This is a genomic window from Pelagimonas sp., from assembly GCF_050633425.1.
GTDB lineage: Bacteria > Pseudomonadota > Alphaproteobacteria > Rhodobacterales > Rhodobacteraceae > Pelagimonas.
The window spans coordinates 340,676-362,535 of the sequence record NZ_JBOEGM010000020.1 but is presented as its reverse complement, the minus strand read 5'-3'; the positions used below and the strand labels follow the sequence as shown (position 1 = coordinate 362,535).

Below are 21,860 nucleotides of genomic sequence, written 5' to 3'. Positions count from 1 at the left end.
AATCTGAACGAAGTGAGGGACACTGGTCTCAAGTCTACTTGCACATTGAATGGCTGTTTGGATGTCGCTGCATAGCTATTCATCTTGAGAAGACTCTCGGGGATAAATTGTCAGGTTTTCCGCAAAGGCAACCCGAGCACTGCCTGCCAGCGGCAACGGCAGACAGGGCACACGAAGGAACGTTTGGTGATGAGAAAGCCCTTTTCCACGACACTTTGACCGTCTCGGTCCTGTGCCGCTTAGGGCTCTCTGAGCGGGTTAAAACTCATCCGAATGCTTTTCTGTTCAGGCCGCGATTGATGCTGATGCAGCTCTGGCGATGACCAATTCTTCGTTTGTCGGCAAGACCATAACATGTACGCGGCTAAAGCTTGAACTGATGATGGTTTCGTTGGCCTCGTTGCGCGCTTCGTCAAGTTCGACGCCGATCCAATGCATCCCTGCACAGACACGTCGCCGTATTTTTGCTGCGTTCTCTCCGATCCCCCCGGTGAAAACCACCGCATCCAACCCTTCTAACGCGGCGGCAAGACCGCCCAATTCACGCCGAATACGAAAGCAGAAATAATCGACGGCCTCGCGCGCATTGGGATCGTTAGACTCCAACAAGGCCCGCATGTCGTGGCTGACGCCCGACAGCCCCAAGAGGCCGGATTTCTTGTACAAAAGCTCGGAAATCTCTTCGGCGTTTAGCCCTTCCTGATTCATCAGATACAACAGAACGCCGGGGTCCAATTGGCCGGATCGTGTCCCCATTGGCAGCCCGTCCAGAGATGAAAATCCCATAGAAGACGCCACTGAGCGACCGTGCTCCATCGCGCACATTGAAGCGCCATTGCCCAGATGCGCAACAACCACCCGGCCTGCATGCAATGTCGGCGCAATCTCAGACAGTTTTCCCGCGATATAATCGTAACTTAGCCCATGAAACCCATACCGCCGGACACCCTTGTCATAATATTGGCGTGGCAGGGCAAAAGTGTCATTCACAAACGGGTGCTGACGATGAAACGCGGTGTCAAAACAGGCGATTTGACGGGCTTTGGGAAACGCCGCCAACGCCGATCTGACCCCGGCAAGGTTGTGGGGTTGATGCAGTGGCGCAAAGGGCATTAGCTTGGCCAGTTCCGAAATAACATCGGCTGTCAGCTCAACAGGATCAGAGAAATCGGTGCCGCCATGAACAACCCGGTGGCCAACGGCGTCTATTTGGGCGTCGGGAAACCGGTTGTTGATTTTGGACAAAGCCGCCTTGAGAGCGCCATCATGATTGGCAGCGAATTGTTCGGGCAAGTCCGAATAGGACACGGTATTGCCGTTCGCATCTTTGAGCTTGGCCGTGGCTTTGCCTCCGATGTGATCAATCAACCCAGTGATCAAGGTCTTGGGGTCTGGGCCAGCCTTGAACAGGCCAAATTTCAAGGTCGAAGAGCCCGCATTAAGAGTTAAAACATGGCTCATTTTGAGGCTCCGCTCAGACGGTTATGGTGCAGGGCGGCGACGGCGCAAGAGGCAAGCCGCGCCATATCATCATCGGCGCGAGAGTTGAGAATAACCGGCACACGCGCACCCAAAACAACCCCGGCGCTTTCGGCGTGACTAAGATAGGCTAGCTGTTTGGCAAGCATATTCCCCGCGTCAAGATTGGGAACAACAAGGATGTCCGCGCGGCCCGCCACCGGGGACACGATACCTTTGGTGCGCGCGGCGGCAATGTCGACGGCGTTATCCATAGCCAATGGCCCGTCAACCAATCCGCCGGTGATTTGCCCGCGATCCGCCATTTTCGACAACAAAGCAGCGTCAATCGAGGAGGGCAGATCCGGGTTCACCGTTTCGACCGCAGAGAGCACGCCGACTTTTGGTTCCTTGATGCCAAGGCTCAACGCGAGATCAATGGCGTTCTGAGTGATGTCGACCTTGGTTTTCAAATCCGGGGCGATGTTGATCGCGGCATCTGTCACCAATAGCGGGTGGGCCAAACCCGGCACATCCATCACAAAAATATGGGTAAACCGACGGCCCATGCGCAGGCCCGTGGATTTGTCGAGCAGTGGGCGCAGGAGCATATCCGTATGAAGGTGCCCTTTCATCAACGCATTGGCGCGCCCCTCGTGGACAAGCTCAACAGCGCGCCGCGCGCAGCCGCGATGGTCTTTGATGTCGAGGATTTCGATCCCCTCCAACGATCGGCCCAGTGCCTCGGCGGTTGCTGCGATCTTATCGGCATCCCCCAACAAAATCGGGTCGATCAATGTGTGGTCACGCGCCAAAAGCGCGCCCCCAAGCGAATTCTTATCCTCGGGACAGACAATGGCCGTGGCCAGCGCGTCCAACGGTTCAGCCCGCTTTAGCAGTTTTTCAAAATGTCGGTGGCGCTGAACAACAAGGCCGGGCAAATCGTGGCTGTCATAGGTCACCTTACGGCGCGGAGCCATGACTTCGGCCCAGCCATCCAGCACAACCGCATCATCGCGCACGCGTCGCACTTCGGTCGACAAGGTGACGGTGCCTTCTTTGTCATTCTTGTCGGTGACAATCACCCGGCTCAGCAACTCATCGCCCGCATGAGCACGGTTGTGAAATTCAAAGTTCTGCGAACGATATAGCGTTCCGGCACCGGGTAAAACATTTCCCAAAACTGCGGAAATCAACGCGCCCACAAACATGCCCGGCATGATCGCTTCGGGGTGGCCATCGGCGTCACCATCGGCGTCATACATGTGCATGGGGTTATGATTGCCAGACACATTGGCAAAAACGATCATATCATCCTGGGTGCAGAGCCTGCGCAATTCGGCCGTGTCACCGATGTTCAACTCGTCAAAGGTTTTGTTTTCAATCAACATCTGTTTCACCTGTCTCGGCCCTTTCGCAGGTTCAACCTCCCAGTTTCCCCCCGATCCTCCTGCGCAGATTTACGCGGGATCGTGGCAAATGTAACGGTTTACGTGACCGCATTCTGAAACTGGGTGGTATTCCCGCTTTGCATGTGATGCATAGCGGAAAGGTTGCTGAAATATTCGGCTGGATTTGCATAGGTATGAAATCCTTACTTGAATTTAGCGTCGTCATGGGCAACCTGCGGGTATGACGGATTTTAATTGCCCCAATTGCGGGAACCAGGTCGAACAAGTCCTGGCTATTGTTAAAATGACAACCTGCACGGCGTGCGGGACCTCGCTGTTTTTGGCGGATGATAAGGCCCTGACCGCCGGAGAAGGCGGTGAGATGCATGACGCGCCGATGCTGTTTGGGATCGGTGACAAGGTGATCCTTGGGAGTTTGAAAGTCGATATTTACGGCCATGCCCGGTACTCTTATGGCCGGGGATTCTGGGATGAATTCTGGGGCGTAAACGGCAAGGGCGATCCCATTTGGGTCTCTGTTGACGAGGGTGATATTGTTGCCCAAGAACCCTTGCCGGCCAAGGGTGGGCCGCGGTTGGCCGGTCCGCCGAAATTGGGGCAAAAGGTGAGCTTTGAGCGCCGCACCTATCGCATCAAGGAAATTGAAACCGCTGAATGTGTCGCCATTCGCGGCAGCTTTGACGAACCCATTGACGTTGGCGATACCCATTCCTTTATCAACGCCACGAACCAAGGTGGTGATTTGTTATCGGGCGAATTCTGGGACGGCGGTGAAAGCTGGTTCTTAGGGGAATGGTTCGATCCCTTTGACATCAAGGTGGTATCGGGCACATGACGCGAAGCGATAATCTGACAACCATCAATTGCACCGCCTGCGGGGCCGGTCTTGATGTTTTGGGTGGCGGGCGTGTGACGGTTCACATCTGCCCCTATTGCGGCACCGAACTTGATGCGCTTGATAGCTATAAAGCACTGCGGACCTTTAGCGATCTCAAGCGGCCCGACACGCCGTTTTCCCTTGGGATGAAAGGCAAAATTCACGATGTCGACTATACGATTATCGGCACGCTGGAACATACCGAAACCTATGCCGGGCGGACGTGGACTTGGATCGACCACCAGCTGTATTCGCCAACTCACGGCTATGCTTTCCTGACGCTTGAGGACGGGCATTTTATATTTTCACGCCGGTACCGCGGCCCTGGCTGGGTGTCTGAACATCAGGTCGAAAAGGCCGAAACTCCGCCGGTTCTGCGGATCAAGGGCGAGAATTTCAAATACTACGACACCTCCACCAGCTCGGTGAGCTTTGCGGAGGGGGAATTCACTTGGGAAGTGAAGATCGGCGATAAATCCACCACGGTCAGCACCCTGGCCGAAGATGCGATGTTGGGGTTTTCGCAAACCAAATCAGAGCGTGAGACCTACCGCTCCACCTATTTGCCACGCAAAGAGATTGCCAAGAGTTTTGGCATAGATTTACCAAAATTAACCAAGAAAATACACCCGCTATCGCCGTTCAAGGCCGGTCCAAACGCCATCTTCATGCGCAAAGCCGCCGCCGGATTTGCGGTGTTGTGTATGGTGATCGCATTTGTCTTTGGCCTCAGCTCGGGCAAGGCGGTGATGACGGAAATCGGATTGCCGGTTGCCGGGTTGCCGGTGGAAATTCCGTTCGAAGTGACCCAAGCCAACAAGCTGGTTGAAATTGCCTTGGCCGCGGATGTGTCAAACAGTTGGGCCAGCATTGGTCTGACAGTATCTGACCCAGAGGGCGAGATCTTGTTTGGGGCAGGCCGCACCATCGAACGCTATCATGGCCAAGATAGCGAAGGCCGATGGACCGAAGGCTCCGGCAAGGCCAATCTGCGGTTTCACCCCACCGTTGCGGGGACGTATCAGCTCAACTTGGGCGAAGCCGAGGGCGGCGTTTGGGCCGAAGCGGCGTATAAGCCAAAAACCGCGATCAGCAAGCTCGACTTGCGCATTCGCGAAGGCCAAACCAGCGGGACGCTTTTGTTCTTGCTCGGGCTGGTTTTTGGCGTGGTCGCATTGTGGCAGTTTTACCGCCGCTGGCGTCACCAGTCCAAGCGCTGGGCCGGCGGTGATTGGAATGATTGAGGTGATGATATGAATTTGTTTCGCATCGTCTTTTTGTCGATCTCGGGCCTTTTGGTCGCGGGCACGACATATCTAGGCAGCCAGGGGGTCGGCGGCGCGAGCGCCGATCTCGATACATCCAACTCTGTTCGCGTGGGCAGTGGTGGTGGCGGCTATTACTACAGCAATAATCGCGTAAAATAACGGGGGCATTTCAATATGCTAGAAGCAATCAACGTCGCCGAATTCCTTGGCACCATCTTCTACACCTTTCTCGGTATGCTCTTGATGTGGGTGACCTGGAAGGTGCTTGACTGGATCACACCGTTTCCAATCATGAAGGAAATCGAAGAGGATCAGAACATCGCTTTGGCGGTTGTGATTGGCATGCTCTTCATCTCAATCTCGATCATCATCGCGGCCGTTATCGTTTCATGAATGACGTGCCTTTGCCTGTGTCCAATCCTCGGGCGCGGGAGGTTTGGCTGTTGGCGGCCACCTTTTTGGTGGCCGTGGCCGGGCTTATCTATGAGCTGATCGCCGCGACGATTTCCAGCTATCTTCTTGGCGACTCGATCCGTCAGTTTTCGCTTGTGATCGGGATATTCCTGTCCGCGATGGGGGTGGGTGCGTGGCTGTCACGCTTTGTGGCTCAGCCTTTGACGGGCTTTATCTGGGCGCAAATCCTCTTGGGCCTGGTTGGCGGCTTTATGGCCCCGGTTTTGTTCCTGCACTATGCCGCCTTGGGCAGTGTCGCCGCGCCGCTGTATTCTATGCTGATCGCCATTGGCGTGCTGTCGGGGATGGAAATCCCGCTGATCGCCCGCGCTATGGAAGCAGTCGGGGCCTTTGAAAACCGCTTCGAAAACGTCCTGAGTGTTGATTACGTCGGTGCCTTGGTGGCGTCCGTCGCGTTTCCTTTGTTGGTGATCCCACATCTTGGGTTGATGTCTGCCAGTCTGGCCTTTGGCGTTCTCAACCTGTTGGTTGCGGGCCTGTCGATCTATCTGTTCCGCGAACATGTGACCCGTGCCATCGTCATTGTTTGGGTGCTGGCCCTGAGCGGTGCCTTTTATGGTCTGATCCAATCAGAACGCCTCGTGGCCATCACCGAAACCCAGATGTTTGAAGACGATGTGATCTTGACCGAGGCCACGCCTTACCAGCAGATCACAGTCACGCGGTATCGTGATCGAACCCGGCTTTTCCTCAATCATTCCATTCAGTTCGATAGCCTCGATGAACACCGCTATCACGAACCTTTGGTCCACCCGGTCATGTCTTTGGCACCGCGCCGCACCCATGTTCTGATCCTTGGAGGCGGCGATGGTATGGCGGTGCGCGAAGTGCTGCGCCACTGGGATGTGCAAACCGTCACTCTGGTTGATCTCGATCCGCGCGTGACCGAAATTTTTCGCGACCACGCTGATTTGTCTTTGCTAAATGACAAATCCCTGTCCGATCCACGGGTCGAGATTCAGAATGCGGATGCATGGCAGTTTGTTGAAAACAGCACCCGCGCGTTTGACGTGATTATCGTCGATCTGCCAGACCCTAAAACCGTTGCTTTGTCCAAGCTGTATAGTCGTCAGTTTTACGGCCTGCTGATGGAGCGATTGACGGCTCAGGGGCTTGTTGTGACACAGGCCGGATCGCCCTTTTTCGCGCGCCAGGCGTTTTGGTCCATTGCCGCGACCTTGGAAAGCTCCCGCAATCCCGGCGCGCCGGGGCAGGGACTTGGGGTTATTCCATATCATTCTTATGTGCCAAGTTTTGGTGAATGGGGGTTCGTTATCGCAGGCCCCAATTTGCCGACCGAGCGCACACCGGCCTTTCCTGAGGGACTCAGTTACCTGACCCCGAACGTTTGGCAATCTGCTCAGGTTTTTGGGGCAGACATGGACGCTGTTGATGCCGAGCCCAACACAATGCAATCGCACCCGTTGGTGGCCTATTATCTGGATGGCTGGGATTATTGGTTCCGCTGAGGTTTGGGTCTGCCCATCCGGTGCCCTGCCCATACGGTGACAAGCTCCCGTCGCGTCGAATCCTGGGCACTCATGTCGCCAACCCGGCGGCAGTGGGGGGGAGACGCGACGGTTGGGTCACGCGTCCGAACAGGGCAGATGCATGCCGGTTTGCCAGTTTCCGTATTAAACCCGGTTCAGTTTGTGCTTTTCCAAAAGGGCAACGATCAGATCTTTGGCGGCTTGACGGTGGGCGCGGTGGATGGCGTGGGCCTTATCCGCATCGCCGGATTTTATCGCATCAAACACGGCGCGGTGATCTTCGTTAGATTGCAACGGGACAGGGCGCATGTGCAGGGTGATCATTCGGGCGCGGCGTACCTGATCTGAGAGCATGTTAACAACCATGCGCACCCGACCATTGCCCCCCAACCCCACCAATTCCTTGTGAAACCGGTCATCCGCCTCGGCCCAATCTTCCAAGTTGTTTGCCGCCAATGCAGTGTCCATGTCGGTCATCGCCTGCGCGAGCGCGGCCATGTCTGTGGCGCTGGGGTGGCGTTGCGCTGCTTGTCTTGCCGCCAGACTTTCTAGCTCGGTGAGGACATCATAGATTTCACGCATGTCGCTCGGCGAGACCGGCAAAATGCGCACACCTTTGCGGGGGCGCATTTCCAGTAATCCTTGGCCTTCAAGCGTCAAGGCCGCCTCGCGGATCGGTGTGCGAGACATGCCCAATTGCACGGCCAATTCGCTCTCCAAATGATCTGATCCAGCGGGTAAATCACCTGCAAAAATCATGTCGCGCAGTGCTTGGATGGCGCGTTGGGTGTTGGATTGTGGTTTGATGTCAGCCTGCTTCAAAATGTGCCTCTAGGGGTCTAGCGTGATCTTGTGCCCATTGTCCGCCGAGGCATAGATCGCCTCTTCGATGTCGATCACCCGCAGGTAATCCTGCGCTAGGTTTTCCAGCGGCGTCCCATTCAAAAGGCCTGAAATTACGTGGCTTTGCAAGTGGTGCACGCAATCGCCGCCGAACCCCTCCCATCCATCGGCCTGTAAGAGACAGGTTTCACGCATGTCTTGAAACGGCCGCAGCCAAAGAGACCCATCACCGCGTAGCGTGATCACCCCTTTGGTCCCTTCAACCAAGGCTTCGCCCATGGTCCGGCGGTGATTGTCAGCGGCATGGTCAAGATGGCGATTGCCATCAAATAACGCCCGCACGCCCGCCGGATGATCAAAGAGGATATACCCGGCATCTTCGCCCGCAATCACCGGGTTCACACGGCGTAAATCTGCATAGACGGCGGATGGGTTTCCGAGCAGATAGCGAAAAGTATCGACCCAATGCACCGCCGTTTCATGCACCAAAAACCGTTGCATATCCTGAAAATAGGGCTGGCGATCCAAATAGGCGCGCGGGCCTTGCCCATCGCCGGGACGCAGGCGAAAGGTCATCTGCTGGATCACCCCAACGGCGCCTTTGGACAGATGGGATTTGAGCGCGCGATACCATGGTTGAAAGCGAAAATTCTCATGGACAATGATCTGCGCGCCATGGGCGTTAGCCAGCGCCACCATAGCTTCGGCTTCCGCCTTGTTTTGGCAAAACGGCTTTTGGCAAATCAGTGTTTTTATCCCCTTGTTCAAGGCAACCTGGATCATCTTGGCATGCGCAACCGGTGGCAGGATGATGTCGATGAGGTCCGGCTTGGTCGCATCTATCATCTGACCAAGGTCATTATAGGCCGGGAGCCCGGTGCGCTTGGCGGCTTCGATATCGCGATCGCAAGAGCCAACCAAATCAACCTCATCAATGCGCGCCCAACTGCCATAGTGGAACTGGCTAAAATAGCCGGCCCCAACACAGGCGACCCTGATTGAACCTGCGTCCCTCATCGCTGTCCCAGCTCCCGTGCCACGGCATCTGCCGCCTCGGTTGTGCTTGCCGACCCGCCCAAATCACGTGTCAAAACCGCGCCGTCTGCAACGACACGATCTACGGCCGCGCGCAATCGTGCCCCGTCTTGTTGCATGGCGTGCACCTCATGGCGAAGACCAAGCCAGTCCAACATCATCGCCCCCGAAAGGATCATCGCAAAGGGGTTGGCGCTGCCTTGGCCTGCAATATCGGGGGCGGACCCGTGGCAAGGTTGGAACACAGCGTTTTCCAAGCCGATATCCGCAGAAGGGGCAAGCCCAAGCCCGCCCATCAGACCCGCGCCAAGGTCAGACAAAATATCACCGAACATGTTTTCGGTGACCATCACGTCAAAATCCCAGGGTTTTTGCACCATCCAAAGCGCCGTCGCATCGACATAGGCGTGATCCGCCGTCACATCAGGGTGTTTGGCGGCCTCGGCATCAAAAATCTCGCGGAAAAAGGCAAAGGCGCGAAAGACATTGGCCTTGTCAACGCAGGTGACCCGTCCCGGTCCGCGCCCGGCCTGCTTGCGGTTCTTGGCGAGATCAAAGGCGAATTTGAAGAGCTTTTCCGATATGTCGCGCGTGATCAGCAGGGTTTCACGGGCTTCATCTTGTGACACTTCTCCACGCCCTTGGGTGTGAAACAGCCCCTCGGTGCTTTCGCGGATCAGCACAAAATCGATCTCTTTACCGTCCGGCATGTGCAGCGGTGTGCGTTGCCCCGCCCGCACCGTCACAGGGCGCACACCTGCGAAGAGCGTCAGCGCCTTGCGCAGGTCAATCTGGGGGGAAATCTCGGTTCCGTCTTTGTAGCGAACATCAGGCAAACCCATGGCCGAAAGCAGAATCGCATCGGCACGCCGGGCGATATCCATCGACGCATCGGGGAGCGATTCTCCAGTCTTGGCATAATGCGCCGCCCCTGCGGGCGCATCGGTAAAGATTAGGCTGTAGCTGTTTGAATTGCGCGCCAATCTATCGAGGATTTTTGCTGTCGGATCAGTGATTTCCGGGCCGATTCCATCGCCTTCAAATACCGCAATCTCAAAGGTCTTCGTCATGTCAGCCTGTCCTTATCGCATGTCCATTGGTGACATGCTTCCGTGGGTTGTGCAGTAAATAGTTGGCAATGCATCGTTTAATGTATACGTAAATAAATGCAATAAAAAGCGTGCCGATCTGGAAAGACTCCCCATGATGTTCGAATGTCCGCAAGGTGCAGTCGCTGCGACAACACCACAACCGCCGTTCTCTGGGCTGCCAGAGAAGGTGCCAACACGATCACCCCCATGATCATGGTCAAGATGGAAAAACATCTGCGGATTTCGGTAAACGGGATCAACTCAAGCGGGGCGTCTTCGGGTCGAACGGGGTGGCGTATGTGTCACCCCAGCCTGACGGTGACGAAACGCCGGTCGCCCTGTCCAAGACCCAAGTCCGCGACCCTATTTCATGAACGTGTTGGCAGGTTCCTTTGGTCCGCTGGGTCTCATTCGCCTCGGTGGCGCCGTGCTTCTGGGCTTGAATGTTGCGTTGATCGCGGCTCAAATCCCAGCCATCAAACGCCTCTTTGGCCGCCTGAAACGGAGCAAAGCCCAATGTATGTCGTGACCGTGACCTTTCAGATTCACCCGGAGCACATGGAGGCGTTTTTGCCGCTGATGGTTGATAACGCCCGAACCTCGCGCAAGGTCGAGGCCGGGTGCCAGCTCTTTGATGTCTGCTGTGATAACAATGAAGTCTTTCTCTATGAGATTTATACGGACCGTGCCGCCTTTGATGACCACCTACAAAGCGCGCATTTCCAACGGTTTGATGCAGCCATTCAAGACATGGTCATCGACAAACAGGTGCGTCTCTTTGATGAGGTGATCCGATGAGCGCGCCTGAGAATACGTGGGAAATCCACGCGATCAAATATGCTGATCGCAACGCCCGAACCCGCGCCGATAGCTTCATTTTCGACGACAATCATGATGCGCCCCATGCGATGGATTATTTCATGTGGTTGCTGCGAAACGGTGACCGGGTGATCCTTGTTGATACCGGATATGACGATGCCGAAGCCGCCCGTCGCGACCGCCCCATTCGCCTGAATCCAGGAGAGGCTTTGGCACCCTTGGGCCTCACACCTGACGACGTGACCGAGATCATTGTGACCCACCTGCACTATGATCACGCTGGCGGGCTGAACCTTTTTCCCAATGCACATTTGCATTTGCAAGAGGCGGAAATGGCCTATGCCACAGGCCCGTGTATGTGTCACGATACCCTGCGTATGCCCTTTACTGCAGGCCATATTTGCGAGGCCATCATGCGGTTGTATGGTGGCAAACTCACCTTTCATAACGGTGCCTCCCAAATCGCGGAGGGTGTGACGGTGCATTGCATCGGAGGCCATTCGCGAGGCTTGCAAGCGGTCAGGGTGCGCACGCAGTCAGGCTGGATGGTGCTCGCGTCAGATGCCGCGCATTACTACGAGAATTTTATGGCGCGCAAACCATTCCCGATCGTTGTCGATTTGCAAAACATGCTGGATGGGTTCGACACGCTCTATCGTCTGGCGAGCAAACCGGAATTGATTGTCCCCGGTCATGATCCTCTGGTGCGTCAGCTGTTCGCCCAAGGGCCAGCAGAGCACATCCACCGCCTCGACCTTGGCCCGATCGCCCCGATTCAACTCTAACCGTGTGCCTCTTCCTAGGAGAGGCTGAGCCTCAAACCAAGCGATGCCCGTGCCAAGTAAACTGCGTCTTTTAGGGAGGATGTGGTGGGGGAATGGACGCTCCGCCAGTGGCTCAGTTCGCGCCAAAGTCTGCGAGGCAAAGGCTAGAGTTTCTTGCGTGCCGTCAACGCCGCAGTAATCGTTCCGTCATCCAGATAGTCCAATTCGCCACCGATTGGCACGCCTTGCGCCAGCGATGACATTTCGACCCGTCCTTCCAACTGATCGGCGATGTAATGCACGGTTGTTTGGCCGTCGATGGTGGCGTTCAGAGCCAAAATGACCTCAGAAATCTCTTCGGCCTGCACCCGTGTGACGAGCTGCGGAATCCGAAGTTCTTCTGGTCCGACACCATCCAACGCGGAGAGTGTGCCGCCCAACACATGATAGCGCCCCTTAAAAACACCAGAGCGTTCCATCGCCCAGAGATCGGCAACATCTTCGACAACGCATAAAATCCCGTTGGCGCGGCGGGTGTCTTCGCAGATTTCACAAATATCAGACGTGCCGACATTGCCGCAATTGAGACATTCGCGCGCGCTGGCTGCGACCTCTTGCATGGTGTCCGCCAAAGGTGAGAGCAAAATGCCGCGCTTGCGGATCAGGTGCAAAACAGCCCGGCGGGCAGAACGCGGCCCAAGTCCGGGTAAACGTGCCATCAGGGCGATCAGCTCTTCGATTTTGTCGGTAGATTGGGACATAAAGGGGTTCGCCAGCCAGAGGATGTCCCTCTATCTAGCGTTCCGCTGGTCAGAGGTCCACATTCTCTTGATTTCCGTCCCGTGATATCAGAGCGGTGATATCCAGCTCGTGATCTCTGGCGGCAGTTGGGGCTATCGCAAACCGACAGGCCCCAATAATCGTCTTAAAACGGCAGTTTCATATCCGCCGGCAGACCAAGCTCTTCGGTGATCTTTTGCATTTCGGATTGCTCGCGCTCTTTGGCCTTGGCTTGTGCATCCTTGATCGCAGCCAGGATCAGATCCTCGGCCACTTCTTTTTCCGATGGCACAAAGATCGACGGATCAATTTCCAACCCGGTGAGTTCGCCTTTGGCCGTTGCGCGTGCCTTGACCAAACCGGCACCGGATTCGCCAACAACGATGGTGCTGTTAAGGTCTTCTTGTACTTGCACGACCTTGGCCTGCATTTCTTGTGCGGATTTCATCATCTTGGCCATATCGCCAAGCTGTCCCAGTCCTTTGAGCATTGTATATCTCCTGAATGTGAGGCGGTAAAACCACCCTGAATTTGGCCGCGTTTATCGCAACGCTGAACTTGGGACACAAGTAGTCAGCCGCGCGGCAGATTTCATCACTGAAAATTGTAAAATCCGTGTTTGGAACGAAGGCGACACTGGTCCCTTAGTCCTCTTCAAAGGGGTCCCATTCATCTTCGACCTCCGGTAGGGCGTCTTCCTGCGCTTCAGCGGCGATGTCTTCGGGCGTTCGGACGTCGACAATTTCAGCCTTTGGAAAGGCCTGAATGACCGCCTGTACCAACGGGTGTTCGGCTGCTTGTGCATGCAACGCCAACCGCGCTGCGTCACGCCGTTCGACAATGGTAGGGGCTGTGCAATCGTTGACGACCGTGACGACCCAGCGGTTTCCCGTCCAGCGTTGCAAAGCGCCCCCAATCCGCGCGGCCAAATCGGCTGCGGCGGTTTCGGTTGGGGCAAATTCAATCCGTCCCGGCTGATAAGCCGCGAGGCGTAAACTGCCTTCGATCTCGACCAACAGTTTCACATCCCGGTTCACCCGGACCAGTTCCAGAACATGTTCGAAGGTTGGGTATTTTGCCAGCGCTTGATCGGTTGCCAAAGCTGTGACGGCACCGCCGCCATGGGCAACCGGGCCACTCGGGCCGGGATGGGTTGGCGCGGGCATGCCTTGCGCATGGGCGGAAGGCCCTCGTTGATGCGCCATTCCACCGCCCTGCGCGCCCCCTTGAGGGCCAGGACCGGTGGGCATGGGCGTGTCTTGCAGCTTGCGGATCAATTCTTCGGGCGATGGCAGGTCGGCGACATGGGTCAGGCGAATGATTGCCATTTCCGCCGCCATCACCGCCGATGGCGCGTTCGACACCTCTTCGATGGCTTTCAAAAGCATCTGCCAAGACCGGCTCAGCGTCCGCATGCCCAGACCGTCGCCAAAGGCCAACCCACGGGCGCGCTCATCAGGTGAGATCGTAGGATCATCCGCGGCATCAGGGGTGATTTTGACCACGGAAATCCAATGGGTCAGCTCAGCCAAATCGCGCAAAACAGCCAGCGGGTCGGCGCCATCGGCATATTGGCTGGCCATTTCCTCAAGCGCCCCGGCCGCGTCGCCGCGCATGATACGTTCGAATAGGTCCATCACACGGCCACGATCCGCCAGCCCCAACATGGCCCGCACCTGATCGGCGGTGGTTTCACCCGCGCCATGAGATATGGCCTGATCCAGCAAAGACGTCGCGTCCCGCGCCGAGCCTTCGGCGGCGCGGGTGATAAGGGCGAGCGCCTCATCGGTGATTTCTGCGCCTTCGCCTTGGGCTATTTTTCGCAGCAATGCGATTTGCACCTCGGGTTCAATGCGACGTAAATCGAACCGCTGACAGCGCGACAGAACTGTTACGGGAACTTTGCGAATTTCGGTGGTGGCAAAAATGAATTTCACATGCGCTGGCGGCTCTTCCAGCGTTTTGAGCAACGCGTTGAAAGCGCTGGTCGATAGCATGTGAACTTCGTCGATGATGTAGATTTTGTAGCGCGCCGACGCCGCCCGATAATGTACGCTGTCGATTATTTCTCGGATGTCATTCACACCGGTGCGCGATGCGGCGTCCATCTCCATCACATCGACATGGCGGCCTTCCATAATCGCGACGCAATGCTCACATTTGCCGCAAGGGTCGGTTGTTGGGCCGCCGTTGCCATCTTCACCGATACAGTTCATGCCCTTGGCGATGATCCGTGCCGTGGTGGTTTTACCGGTTCCGCGAATGCCCGTCATCACAAAGGCTTGGGCGATGCGATCAGCCTCAAACGCATTGCGCAGCGTACGCACCATGGCGTCTTGTCCAACCAGATCAACAAAGGTCTCGGGGCGGTATTTGCGGGCAAGAACCTGATATTCGGGCGTGTCGGTCATGTTGGTCCAGTCTCAAAGAGTCAGCGCATAAGCTACGCGTTGCAGACGGGGGCGTCTACCGCTTGATTTTCTCGAAACGACGGGGCAGGGTGCGCAAAGGTCCCTAGCAGGGCGCCACCTGATCCGCGGAAAGCACAAGCACCTGCCACGGCGTTTATCGCCGGTCGAATTTTCGCCGAAAATTCGGTTTCTCTGCCCGGTTAGCGGATCAGCGGGCATGACGGAGGAACCCGATCATGACAAATCCACACCCCGATCTGCACTTGGACAAGCTGCGTTTTGCAGCCAAGCGCTTGCACCGCGCCTTTGTTGCCGGTGACACGCAAGCCATCCAGCGTGTCAAACAGCACCCGCCACGCCCAGATCTGAGCGCGCTCAAACGGGCCGATTTTCTGCATATCATTGCCCAAGAGACAGGCTTTGACAGCTGGCCGCGTTTGAAACATGCCGCACAAACCATAGGCCTTGATCGCGCAGCAAAAATCCAGCGGCTCAAGATCGCACTCTTTCATGGTCAAAACACACTTGTCTCGACCCTGTTGCGTGACACACCTGATTTGGCAGAGGGGCACTTTGGTCTGCAAGTCGCGCTCTATGATGCTGCCGCCGTGCAAGCTGCTTTGGCGGCGGACTCGACCCTTGCCACCACCCAGCTAGGCCCGCGCCGCCCGATCCTCCATTTGGCCTTTTCGAAATGGATTCACGCGTGGCCAGATCTCAAAACCGACATGCTGGCAATTGCAGACATGTTGCTGGCGCATGGGGCCGATGTGAACGATGGCTTTGCCTATGAACCGGGGGCCGATCACCTGTTATCGGCCCTATATGGTGCGATTGGTCATGCGGATAACATGGTGTTGGGCCAATGGTTGTTGGATCATGGCGCTGATCCAAATGACGGCGAAAGCCTGTATCATGCCACCGAGCTCGGCCACCATAACGGCCTGAATATGTTGCTCAAGGCAGGGGCTGACCCCAAAGGCACCAATGCGCTGCTGCGGGCCATGGATTTTCAGGATCACCGCGCGGTTGAACTGTTGCTGGCGCATGGGGCCAAGGCGGATGATTTCAACGATGCTGAGGTTGGCGGCGAACAGCCTTGGGTGATGCCTGCGCTGCATCAAGCGGCGCGGAGGGGCTGTGATGCAAAAATGGTTGATCTCCTGCTCGCGGCGGGGGCTGATCCGTCGCGGCGCTACAAAGGGGCAAGCGCCTATGGCTATGCCCGTGTGCATGGAAATTCTGCCGTGGCTTTGGCGATTGAGGCGCGCGGGGCGGACACGCCTCTTGGCCGAGAAGAGGCGCTTTTGGCCAAGGCTGCGGATGGCCAGGACACTCACGGCGAATTTGTTGACCCGGCCAAGCTTCCCGAAGCCTATGGCGATCTTATTCGGGAAATCCTGCACCTGCCGGGTCGGCTGGATCAGGTGAAACGATTGATTGATATTGGCCTGCCATGGGACAAACCGGATGCCCAAGGGCTGACCCCGGTGCAGATCGCGGGATGGGAGGGGCTGGCCGATGTGATGAAGTATTTCCTGAGCCTCAAACCCGATCTGAGCCATATCAATGGCTATGGCGGCACGCTTTTGTCGACAATTATCCATGGCTCGGAAAACAACCCCGATCGCGCGGGCCGTGACTATCAGAGCTGTTTGAACTTGGCTTTGCGTGAAGGTGTGGCCTTGCCGCGCAACACGATCCTTCAGACCGGACGGGAAGACCTGCGGGCCTTTCTCGACGACTGGGCCGAGGCGCATCCCGGCCAAGTTGTTTAGGATCAAGTTCCAACGTTTCGCGAGGGCGGTGACCACAACGCCGTTGTTTTCCCCGCTTGCCCGGTGAACGAATCGCTAGGCCAAACGCTTGTGATGTGTATCATTCCTGCCGTGACTTGATGGGGGACAGGGTATGAAACTGCGCGGTATTCGCGGCAGCCGTAATATTGAGGATCGGCGCAAGCGCTCTGGCGCGGGCGGGGGCGGCGCAAAAATCGGCGGCGTTGGTCTATTGATCGTTCTCGCGGTGGGCTATTTCGCCGGTGTCGACGTTTCTGGACTATTGCAACAGATCGAAGGCTCGCAGCAGAACACGCCGCGTCAGATCTCGGCCGAGGATGAGCGCGCCGCGCAGTTTTCATCCCAAGTTCTGGCCACCACTGAAACGGTTTGGTCCAAGATCTTTCCCGATCAGCTAAACCGCCCCTATGAACCGCCTGTGCTCGTGCTGTTTGCGGGTCAAACGGCCTCGCCCTGTGGGGGGGCATCTGGTGCCACGGGGCCGTTTTATTGCCCGGCAGATGAAAAGGCCTATCTGGACACTGAATTCTTCGCAACGCTGTCGCAAAACCTTGGGGCCAAAGGAGATTTCGCTGCGGCTTATGTCATCGCACATGAGGTGGCGCATCATGTTCAAAACGAATTGGGTATCCTGGGCGAAGTTCATAAGCGCCGCCAAACCGCCACCCAAGCACAGGCCAATGCCCTGACTGTGCGGCTGGAGCTGCAAGCCGATTGCTTGTCTGGCGTTTGGGCAAAATATGTCGATGGATTGTTAGAGCCTGGGGATCTCAACGAGGCGCTGAATGCGGCGCGCAAAATCGGGGATGACCACCTGCAACGCCGCGCAGGTCGGGTGCCGCAGCCGCATACTTTTACCCACGGTACGTCTAAGCAAAGGGCGCGTTGGTTTGCGCGCGGTTACAAAGGGGGGGACGTGCGTGACTGTGACACCTTCGGCGCCGACCGGCTCTAAACCGCCACGCCATTGTGATCCCATTGTCATCCATGCCTTGCCCGTTGGCGGAGGCATATTGGCGCTATCGACCTTGCCGGGGGCAGGGGGGGATTACGATGGGGATTTGGAACATCTTGCCAGCTGGATGCCGGCAATGGTGATAACACTCGCCACCAAGGATGAGCTGGCAGAGGCCCAAGCCGACGGCTTGGCGGCGGACGTTCAAGATCATGGAACTCGTTGGGTTCATTTCGAAATTTCCTCGGATGAAGTGCCTGAAATCGCCGGTGGTGAGACATGGGAACAAGTCAGCGATCGCGCGCGTCGCGCCCTTAAAGGCGGCGGGCGAGTTGTGGTTTTATGCGGTGATGGTGGCGCGCGATCTGCGATGGTGGCGCTTCGGCTTATGATCGAAACGGGCGCTGCGCCGGGCGATACCAAAGACCGTCTGGCCTCTGCCCAAGCGGCGGGTATTGGCAACGATAGTCAGATCAATTGGGCCAAAGGGGCCGAGCAAAACATGCCCCTGTTCATGCGTCATTCCGAATGAGGTTTCGTTGAAAACGTCGGCCCGCTCTCGGTGACGTCCAGTCTTGTCCTGATCCGACACGCTATTGATCACCCAGTGCGCTCATTTTGGGCGCTCAATCTGAGCGCTCAAACAGCCTGCGTTCAAACCGGTTCGAAAGTGAAGCGGCGGTTGGACGGGCTGGCGGATGGGCTGGTCTATGTCTTCGCAGATCATGACATGGCGACTGTTTGCGACTGTTTGAAAACAGGATGTCCAGCCACCACATAGCAGTTCAAACAGCATGGCGGTGCAACAGGACATAAGGTGAGAGATTGCATCGACCCAAACGGGACTCGTTGTGGCTGCTTCCTTCCGGATCTGACCAGGTTGGCGAGGCGTTCGCCCGCGCAACCTCTCAGCGCTCCATTTAAGAGAGCGCGACAGCTTTTGCAATGCCCTGTTTCAAATCTGCCGTAATCTGCATTTGCGCCTTTCTGCTCGCCCCGACTGGCGCTTGGGGCTAAAGGGAAGCATGACAAACGATTTTGAAATTTTCCTCGCTGCCCCTCCTGGGCTGGAACCCATTTTGGCCGACGAGGCGCGCGATGCCGGTTTTGCCGATCCGCAGCCGGTTGCGGGGGGTGTCACCATTCGCGGCGGATGGCCCGACGTGTGGCGCGCCAATCTTTGTTTGCGCGGGGCCGGGCGGGTGCTGGCGCGGATAGGGTCCTTTCGGGCGTTTCATTTGGCGCAGCTCGACAAACGGTCGCGCAAGTTTGATTGGGCGGCGGTGCTGCGCCCGGATGTGCCGGTGCGTGTCGAAGTCACCTGCCGCGAGTCGAAAATTTACCATGATCGCGCCGCCAAACAGCGGGTTGAAACCGCGATCAAGGAAACGTTGGGCGCGCAAATTTCAGCAGAGGCGAGCCTGCGCGTGATGGTGCGCATCGAAGACGATCTCGTCACCATCAGCCTGGATACCTCGGGCGAACCATTGCACCGGCGCGGCCACAAAGAAGCCGTCGGCAAGGCCCCGATGCGCGAGAATCTCGCGGCGTTGTTTTTGCGCCAATGCGGCTACACCGGCTCGGAAACCGTGGTTGACCCGATGTGTGGCTCCGGGACCTTTGTGATCGAAGCGGCAGAAATTGCTGCGGGCTTGATGCCGGGACGATCGCGCAACTTTGCCTTTGAGACACTGGCCAATTTTGACGCCAACCATTGGGCTGATTTGCGTCAAACAACCAAAGAGAGAGTTGACGTAGGGGCCGCTTTTTGTGGCTCAGATCGTGATGACGGGGCGATCAGATCCAGTTTGTCCAATGCAAAACGGGCGGGTGTTGATGCGTATTGCCATTTCAATCGGGCTGCGGTGTCTGATTTGCAGCGCCCCCAAGGCAAGCCGGGATTGGTGATCGTAAACCCGCCCTACGGCGCACGTATTGGAAACCGCAAGCTATTGTTTTCATTGTATGGAAGTCTTGGTAAAACTCTGAAAGACCGTTTTTCTGGCTGGCGTGTTGGCATGGTTACGAGCGATGCTGGCTTGGCGAAATCATCTGGATTACCCTTTAAATCCGGGCCTGCGATCTCCTTTGGGGGGCTCAAGGTAAAGCTTTACCAGGTTGACGCACTTTAGCGTCTAGTGTTATCAAAATTTAAACCTTAAGATGAAATTGTGTTTGTCGTCCTGTCTATTTTTCAAGGATAGATGAGCGGTTTCCGTTAACTTTTGTATGTTGGTATTCAAAATGTGCCATGATTTTTACTATTCCCGTCCCTTTCAGGCCGAACTTATTGCGGACAAATTGACAAGTGGCGAAGCAGCCCAAAACCCGTCAGATTTTTACGCTCAGTTTTTGACCTCACCTCAGCACACCGGAAAAACGGCGTTCTTAAAGCGCGATCTTATCCCATTGTTACGAGATTCTGGGTATCACACGCTCTATTTTGATTTATGGGCTCAGCCAAACAAGGATTCAGGCAAGGCACTGGCGGATTTTCTGGCCGGGGAACTGACGGATGTAGCCGTGCAGCACGGTGTAAAACTCACTGACCTGCGGATTTCAAAAGTGGCCTTAGGGAGCTATATGTCCGCGCTTCCTGTTGTCGGTGGGCGTCGCAAAGGCAGTTTGTCCACCGCGCTGAGCGAGATCGCGACCTATAGCGGCAAACCTGTCGTTTTCATTGTCGACGAAGTTCAGGAGGCATGGGAAACCTCGACCGGTCAAGCGGCTCTAGCGGCTCTCAGACAGGCGTCTCGTGATCTTGGACCGAAAGGCGAAGCACGACTACACTTGATTTTTGCGGGGTCCCATCGCGGCAAGCTTGGGGCGCTTGTTCACAAACGCAATGCACCGTTTTATGGGGCCGAGGTTCGGGAATTTACACGTCTGGGCCGCGATTTTATCGAAGCGCTCGTTGGTGAGGTAAACCCACGATTGGCGTCGGCCAATCAGCTCAATACCGAGGATGTCGAGGCCGCATTTGAATTGCTCGGCTACCAGCCGCAGACACTCACCCAGGTGTTGATGGAGCATGCAATGGGCACGGCCGGGAGTGACGGCCTCCGACAAACCGTGACGCGGAGCCCTGACATATTGCGCCGCCGAATCTGGGAGCAACATCAAGATGGGTTTGGCACCCTGAACGAGATGCAGCGATCCGTTTTGACATTGCTCATTGAGGACGGAAATGGGTTCTCGCCCTTTGCGGCGCGCACACTTGAGCGCATCGGTGAGCGTATGGGCGACATGCCCACCGCCCCAAAGGTGCAAAAAGCCTTGGATGCATTGCGCGACAAAGGGTTGGTCTGGAAACCGGGGCGGGGCAGTTACGCACTGGAAGATCAAGATATGCGTGAGTGGTTGCTCAGTGCTTTGGCTGCGTAATCAGAACAAGCCGGCCAATTTGGCCCCCTGGATAAGGTCTGTCGCCATGTGATGGGCGAAATCACCTGAGGGTTGCGCCACGTCCGGGACCACGACAACCGTCATGCCTGCGGCATGGGCGGATTTTGAACCGGTTTCGCTGTCTTCGAAAGCCAGGCACATCTCGGGCGACATGCCCAATCTTGTTGCGGCGAGCAGGTAGGGCTCTGGGTGTGGCTTGGCATGTGTGACACAGTCGACCGACACGACGATGTCAAATCGACCTTCCAATTCGGATGCGGCCAATTTGTGCTTGGCCGAATGGGCAAAAGATGAGGTGGCGATGGCTTTGGGCAATCCCAAAGCGTCTATCTTGTCCAAAAGGGATGTCACCCCAGGCTTGAGCGGGATGCCTTCTGCGTGCAGAGCACGCGCTTCTTTTGACCAAATCCTGTCAAGCGCGCCTGTGTCGATATCGGGCCACTGATCAATGATCCGGGCCATACCGGTGTGAAAATCGACGCCGACCAGCTGCTGGAAAAAGCCATTGGGCACTGCGATCCCCAATTGGTCAAACGCGCGGCGGCCTGCTTCGATTGCTTGGGCCTCGGTGTCGAGCAAGGTGCCGTCCAGGTCAAATATAGCCGCGCGGTAGGTCACTCTTTGACCAGACCGTTAGGACAATAAAATTTTGTATAAAGCCCGTAACAATTGGCGGACATGCCAAACCCTTCCAAATCGATTTTGGCATAGAGGTGTCGGTCTTGGTAATCGAGATCAAGGCCGGAAATCAACAGCTCGATACAGGATTGCGGCGACAGTCGACAGGCCAAAAGCGCGGCAGCGCGAACCCCTTGGGCTTCGTGCAATTTTTGTTGTTCAAGGTTGACGCGGGTCAGATGTGCAATTTCTTCATAGGCGTCATCTTTGGTGGGTTTGGTAAAATAGGCCCCGAGTGCGGCCATAACGAGCATACCAGCGAGAAACTTGTACATAAGTGGTCCTGTTTGAGCGTTCCATC

22 protein-coding genes and 1 other RNA gene are annotated in these 21,860 nt (G+C 56.4%); 12 read left to right on the top strand and 11 right to left on the bottom strand.

The genetic code is table 11. The annotated features are described in order from the left end of the window. Nucleotides 1-285: 285 nt before the first annotated feature. Together ACRBB0_RS17485 and ACRBB0_RS17480 are read right to left on the bottom strand one after the other, a co-directional pair. Entirely contained in the window at nt 286-1,461 is a 1,176-nt protein-coding gene (locus tag ACRBB0_RS17485) for an acetate/propionate family kinase (RefSeq protein WP_431375736.1), read from the bottom strand. Next, the gene (locus tag ACRBB0_RS17480; RefSeq protein WP_431375735.1) at nt 1,458-2,849 is read right to left on the bottom strand and encodes a bifunctional enoyl-CoA hydratase/phosphate acetyltransferase; all 1,392 of its coding nucleotides are present in this window, start codon (nt 2,847-2,849) and stop codon (nt 1,458-1,460) included. The genes ACRBB0_RS17485 and ACRBB0_RS17480 overlap by 4 nt, the downstream gene beginning before the upstream one ends. Nucleotides 2,850-3,153: 304 nt before the next feature. On the opposite strand from ACRBB0_RS17480, the gene ACRBB0_RS17475 reads away from it, so the two are divergent. The 5 genes from ACRBB0_RS17475 to ACRBB0_RS17455 are packed head-to-tail and all read left to right on the top strand — an operon-like array spanning nt 3,154 to nt 6,958. After that, entirely contained in the window at nt 3,154-3,705 is a 552-nt protein-coding gene (locus ACRBB0_RS17475; protein ID WP_431375734.1) for a DUF4178 domain-containing protein, read from the top strand. Continuing rightward, complete coding sequence (locus tag ACRBB0_RS17470) at nt 3,702-4,991, top strand: DUF4178 domain-containing protein (RefSeq protein ID WP_431375733.1); 1,290 nt, start codon at nt 3,702-3,704, stop codon at nt 4,989-4,991. The genes ACRBB0_RS17475 and ACRBB0_RS17470 overlap by 4 nt, the downstream gene beginning before the upstream one ends. A 9-nt stretch (nt 4,992-5,000) precedes the next feature. Next, the gene (locus ACRBB0_RS17465; protein WP_431375732.1) at nt 5,001-5,174 is read left to right on the top strand and encodes a hypothetical protein; all 174 of its coding nucleotides are present in this window, start codon (nt 5,001-5,003) and stop codon (nt 5,172-5,174) included. 15 nt (nt 5,175-5,189) lie between these two features. Beyond that, the gene (locus ACRBB0_RS17460; protein WP_431375731.1) at nt 5,190-5,408 is read left to right on the top strand and encodes a DUF350 domain-containing protein; all 219 of its coding nucleotides are present in this window, start codon (nt 5,190-5,192) and stop codon (nt 5,406-5,408) included. Beyond that, complete coding sequence (locus ACRBB0_RS17455; protein WP_431375730.1) at nt 5,405-6,958, top strand: polyamine aminopropyltransferase; 1,554 nt, start codon at nt 5,405-5,407, stop codon at nt 6,956-6,958. The genes ACRBB0_RS17460 and ACRBB0_RS17455 overlap by 4 nt, the downstream gene beginning before the upstream one ends. A 165-nt stretch (nt 6,959-7,123) precedes the next feature. Here the strand turns inward: ACRBB0_RS17455 and ACRBB0_RS17450 are convergent, their stop codons facing one another. The 3 genes from ACRBB0_RS17450 to ACRBB0_RS17440 are packed head-to-tail and all read right to left on the bottom strand — an operon-like array spanning nt 7,124 to nt 9,927. After that, nucleotides 7,124-7,801: a GntR family transcriptional regulator gene (locus tag ACRBB0_RS17450; protein ID WP_431375729.1), complete on the bottom strand. Its 678-nt coding sequence runs from the start codon at nt 7,799-7,801 to the stop codon at nt 7,124-7,126. Nucleotides 7,802-7,810: 9 nt separating this feature from the next. Beyond that, on the bottom strand, nt 7,811-8,839 hold the full coding sequence (locus ACRBB0_RS17445) for a Gfo/Idh/MocA family protein (RefSeq protein ID WP_431375728.1): 1,029 nt from the start codon (nt 8,837-8,839) through the stop codon (nt 7,811-7,813). Continuing rightward, nucleotides 8,836-9,927 carry an isocitrate/isopropylmalate dehydrogenase family protein gene (locus ACRBB0_RS17440; RefSeq protein ID WP_431375727.1) on the bottom strand — a complete coding sequence of 364 codons (1,092 nt, stop codon included), beginning with the start codon at nt 9,925-9,927 and terminating at the stop codon, nt 8,836-8,838. Before ACRBB0_RS17440 ends, ACRBB0_RS17445 begins: the two co-directional genes overlap by 4 nt. A gap of 537 nt (nt 9,928-10,464) precedes the next feature. Between ACRBB0_RS17440 and ACRBB0_RS17435 the strand changes: the two genes are divergently transcribed. Both ACRBB0_RS17435 and ACRBB0_RS17430 read left to right on the top strand, forming a co-directional pair. Next, complete coding sequence (locus ACRBB0_RS17435) at nt 10,465-10,746, top strand: putative quinol monooxygenase (protein WP_431375726.1); 282 nt, start codon at nt 10,465-10,467, stop codon at nt 10,744-10,746. Further along, nucleotides 10,743-11,552 (top strand): N-acyl homoserine lactonase family protein, encoded by an 810-nt coding sequence (locus tag ACRBB0_RS17430; RefSeq protein WP_431375725.1) that lies wholly within the window; start codon nt 10,743-10,745, stop codon nt 11,550-11,552. Before ACRBB0_RS17435 ends, ACRBB0_RS17430 begins: the two co-directional genes overlap by 4 nt. 143 nt (nt 11,553-11,695) lie before the next feature. Here ACRBB0_RS17430 and recR read toward each other — a convergent pair whose 3' ends face one another. From recR to ACRBB0_RS17415, 3 genes are all read right to left on the bottom strand, one after another. Further along, the gene (gene recR / locus ACRBB0_RS17425; RefSeq protein WP_431375724.1) at nt 11,696-12,292 is read right to left on the bottom strand and encodes a recombination mediator RecR; all 597 of its coding nucleotides are present in this window, start codon (nt 12,290-12,292) and stop codon (nt 11,696-11,698) included. A gap of 164 nt (nt 12,293-12,456) precedes the next feature. Continuing rightward, nucleotides 12,457-12,801 carry a YbaB/EbfC family nucleoid-associated protein gene (locus ACRBB0_RS17420; protein ID WP_431375723.1) on the bottom strand — a complete coding sequence of 115 codons (345 nt, stop codon included), beginning with the start codon at nt 12,799-12,801 and terminating at the stop codon, nt 12,457-12,459. Nucleotides 12,802-12,955: 154 nt separating this feature from the next. Continuing rightward, a complete protein-coding gene (locus ACRBB0_RS17415) occupies nt 12,956-14,722 on the bottom strand; it encodes a DNA polymerase III subunit gamma/tau (RefSeq protein WP_431375722.1) in 1,767 nt (588 codons plus the stop codon). A 236-nt stretch (nt 14,723-14,958) separates the two neighbouring features. On the opposite strand from ACRBB0_RS17415, the gene ACRBB0_RS17410 reads away from it, so the two are divergent. The 3 genes from ACRBB0_RS17410 to ACRBB0_RS17400 all read left to right on the top strand — a co-directional run bounded on the left by ACRBB0_RS17410 (nt 14,959) and on the right by ACRBB0_RS17400 (nt 18,008). Then, nucleotides 14,959-16,500, top strand: coding sequence for an ankyrin repeat domain-containing protein (locus ACRBB0_RS17410; protein WP_431375721.1), 1,542 nt, complete (start codon nt 14,959-14,961; stop codon nt 16,498-16,500). A gap of 133 nt (nt 16,501-16,633) precedes the next feature. Next, the gene (ypfJ, locus tag ACRBB0_RS17405; protein WP_431375720.1) at nt 16,634-17,476 is read left to right on the top strand and encodes a KPN_02809 family neutral zinc metallopeptidase; all 843 of its coding nucleotides are present in this window, start codon (nt 16,634-16,636) and stop codon (nt 17,474-17,476) included. Further along, complete coding sequence (locus tag ACRBB0_RS17400; protein WP_431375719.1) at nt 17,442-18,008, top strand: protein phosphatase; 567 nt, start codon at nt 17,442-17,444, stop codon at nt 18,006-18,008. Before ypfJ ends, ACRBB0_RS17400 begins: the two co-directional genes overlap by 35 nt. 281 nt (nt 18,009-18,289) lie before the next feature. Here ACRBB0_RS17400 and ffs read toward each other — a convergent pair. Continuing rightward, nucleotides 18,290-18,389, bottom strand: an RNA gene (ffs, locus tag ACRBB0_RS17395) — signal recognition particle sRNA small type. A 112-nt stretch (nt 18,390-18,501) separates the two neighbouring features. On the opposite strand from ffs, the gene ACRBB0_RS17390 reads away from it, so the two are divergent. Continuing rightward, a complete protein-coding gene (locus ACRBB0_RS17390) occupies nt 18,502-19,608 on the top strand; it encodes a THUMP domain-containing class I SAM-dependent RNA methyltransferase (protein ID WP_431375718.1) in 1,107 nt (368 codons plus the stop codon). 112 nt (nt 19,609-19,720) lie between these two features. Next, nucleotides 19,721-20,860 carry a hypothetical protein gene (locus ACRBB0_RS17385; RefSeq protein WP_431375717.1) on the top strand — a complete coding sequence of 380 codons (1,140 nt, stop codon included), beginning with the start codon at nt 19,721-19,723 and terminating at the stop codon, nt 20,858-20,860. Here the strand turns inward: ACRBB0_RS17385 and ACRBB0_RS17380 are convergent, their stop codons facing one another. Both ACRBB0_RS17380 and ACRBB0_RS17375 read right to left on the bottom strand, forming a co-directional pair. Further along, on the bottom strand, nt 20,861-21,499 hold the full coding sequence (locus ACRBB0_RS17380; protein WP_431375716.1) for an HAD family hydrolase: 639 nt from the start codon (nt 21,497-21,499) through the stop codon (nt 20,861-20,863). It abuts the gene before it with no gap. Next, the gene (locus ACRBB0_RS17375; RefSeq protein ID WP_431375715.1) at nt 21,496-21,834 is read right to left on the bottom strand and encodes a hypothetical protein; all 339 of its coding nucleotides are present in this window, start codon (nt 21,832-21,834) and stop codon (nt 21,496-21,498) included. Before ACRBB0_RS17375 ends, ACRBB0_RS17380 begins: the two co-directional genes overlap by 4 nt. Nucleotides 21,835-21,860 lie beyond the last annotated feature (26 nt).

Bases quoted from the DNA above. Each gene is read 5' to 3' on its own strand.
- ACRBB0_RS17385 (WP_431375717.1), top strand. From the start codon at position 19,721: ATGTGCCATGATTTTTACTATTCCCGTCCCTTTCAGGCCGAACTTATT.
- ACRBB0_RS17420 (WP_431375723.1), bottom strand. From the start codon at position 12,801: ATGCTCAAAGGACTGGGACAGCTTGGCGATATGGCCAAGATGATGAAA.
- ACRBB0_RS17415 (WP_431375722.1), bottom strand. From the start codon at position 14,722: ATGACCGACACGCCCGAATATCAGGTTCTTGCCCGCAAATACCGCCCC.
- ACRBB0_RS17375 (WP_431375715.1), bottom strand. From the start codon at position 21,834: ATGTACAAGTTTCTCGCTGGTATGCTCGTTATGGCCGCACTCGGGGCC.
- ACRBB0_RS17455 (WP_431375730.1), top strand. From the start codon at position 5,405: ATGAATGACGTGCCTTTGCCTGTGTCCAATCCTCGGGCGCGGGAGGTT.
- ACRBB0_RS17475 (WP_431375734.1), top strand. From the start codon at position 3,154: ATGACAACCTGCACGGCGTGCGGGACCTCGCTGTTTTTGGCGGATGAT.
- ACRBB0_RS17435 (WP_431375726.1), top strand. From the start codon at position 10,465: ATGTATGTCGTGACCGTGACCTTTCAGATTCACCCGGAGCACATGGAG.
- ACRBB0_RS17480 (WP_431375735.1), bottom strand. From the start codon at position 2,849: ATGTTGATTGAAAACAAAACCTTTGACGAGTTGAACATCGGTGACACG.
- ACRBB0_RS17440 (WP_431375727.1), bottom strand. From the start codon at position 9,927: ATGACGAAGACCTTTGAGATTGCGGTATTTGAAGGCGATGGAATCGGC.
- ypfJ (WP_431375720.1), top strand. From the start codon at position 16,634: ATGAAACTGCGCGGTATTCGCGGCAGCCGTAATATTGAGGATCGGCGC.
- recR (WP_431375724.1), bottom strand. From the start codon at position 12,292: ATGTCCCAATCTACCGACAAAATCGAAGAGCTGATCGCCCTGATGGCA.
- ACRBB0_RS17445 (WP_431375728.1), bottom strand. From the start codon at position 8,839: ATGAGGGACGCAGGTTCAATCAGGGTCGCCTGTGTTGGGGCCGGCTAT.
- ACRBB0_RS17470 (WP_431375733.1), top strand. From the start codon at position 3,702: ATGACGCGAAGCGATAATCTGACAACCATCAATTGCACCGCCTGCGGG.
- ACRBB0_RS17390 (WP_431375718.1), top strand. From the start codon at position 18,502: ATGACAAACGATTTTGAAATTTTCCTCGCTGCCCCTCCTGGGCTGGAA.
- ACRBB0_RS17465 (WP_431375732.1), top strand. From the start codon at position 5,001: ATGAATTTGTTTCGCATCGTCTTTTTGTCGATCTCGGGCCTTTTGGTC.
- ACRBB0_RS17430 (WP_431375725.1), top strand. From the start codon at position 10,743: ATGAGCGCGCCTGAGAATACGTGGGAAATCCACGCGATCAAATATGCT.
- ACRBB0_RS17460 (WP_431375731.1), top strand. From the start codon at position 5,190: ATGCTAGAAGCAATCAACGTCGCCGAATTCCTTGGCACCATCTTCTAC.
- ACRBB0_RS17485 (WP_431375736.1), bottom strand. From the start codon at position 1,461: ATGAGCCATGTTTTAACTCTTAATGCGGGCTCTTCGACCTTGAAATTT.
- ACRBB0_RS17410 (WP_431375721.1), top strand. From the start codon at position 14,959: ATGACAAATCCACACCCCGATCTGCACTTGGACAAGCTGCGTTTTGCA.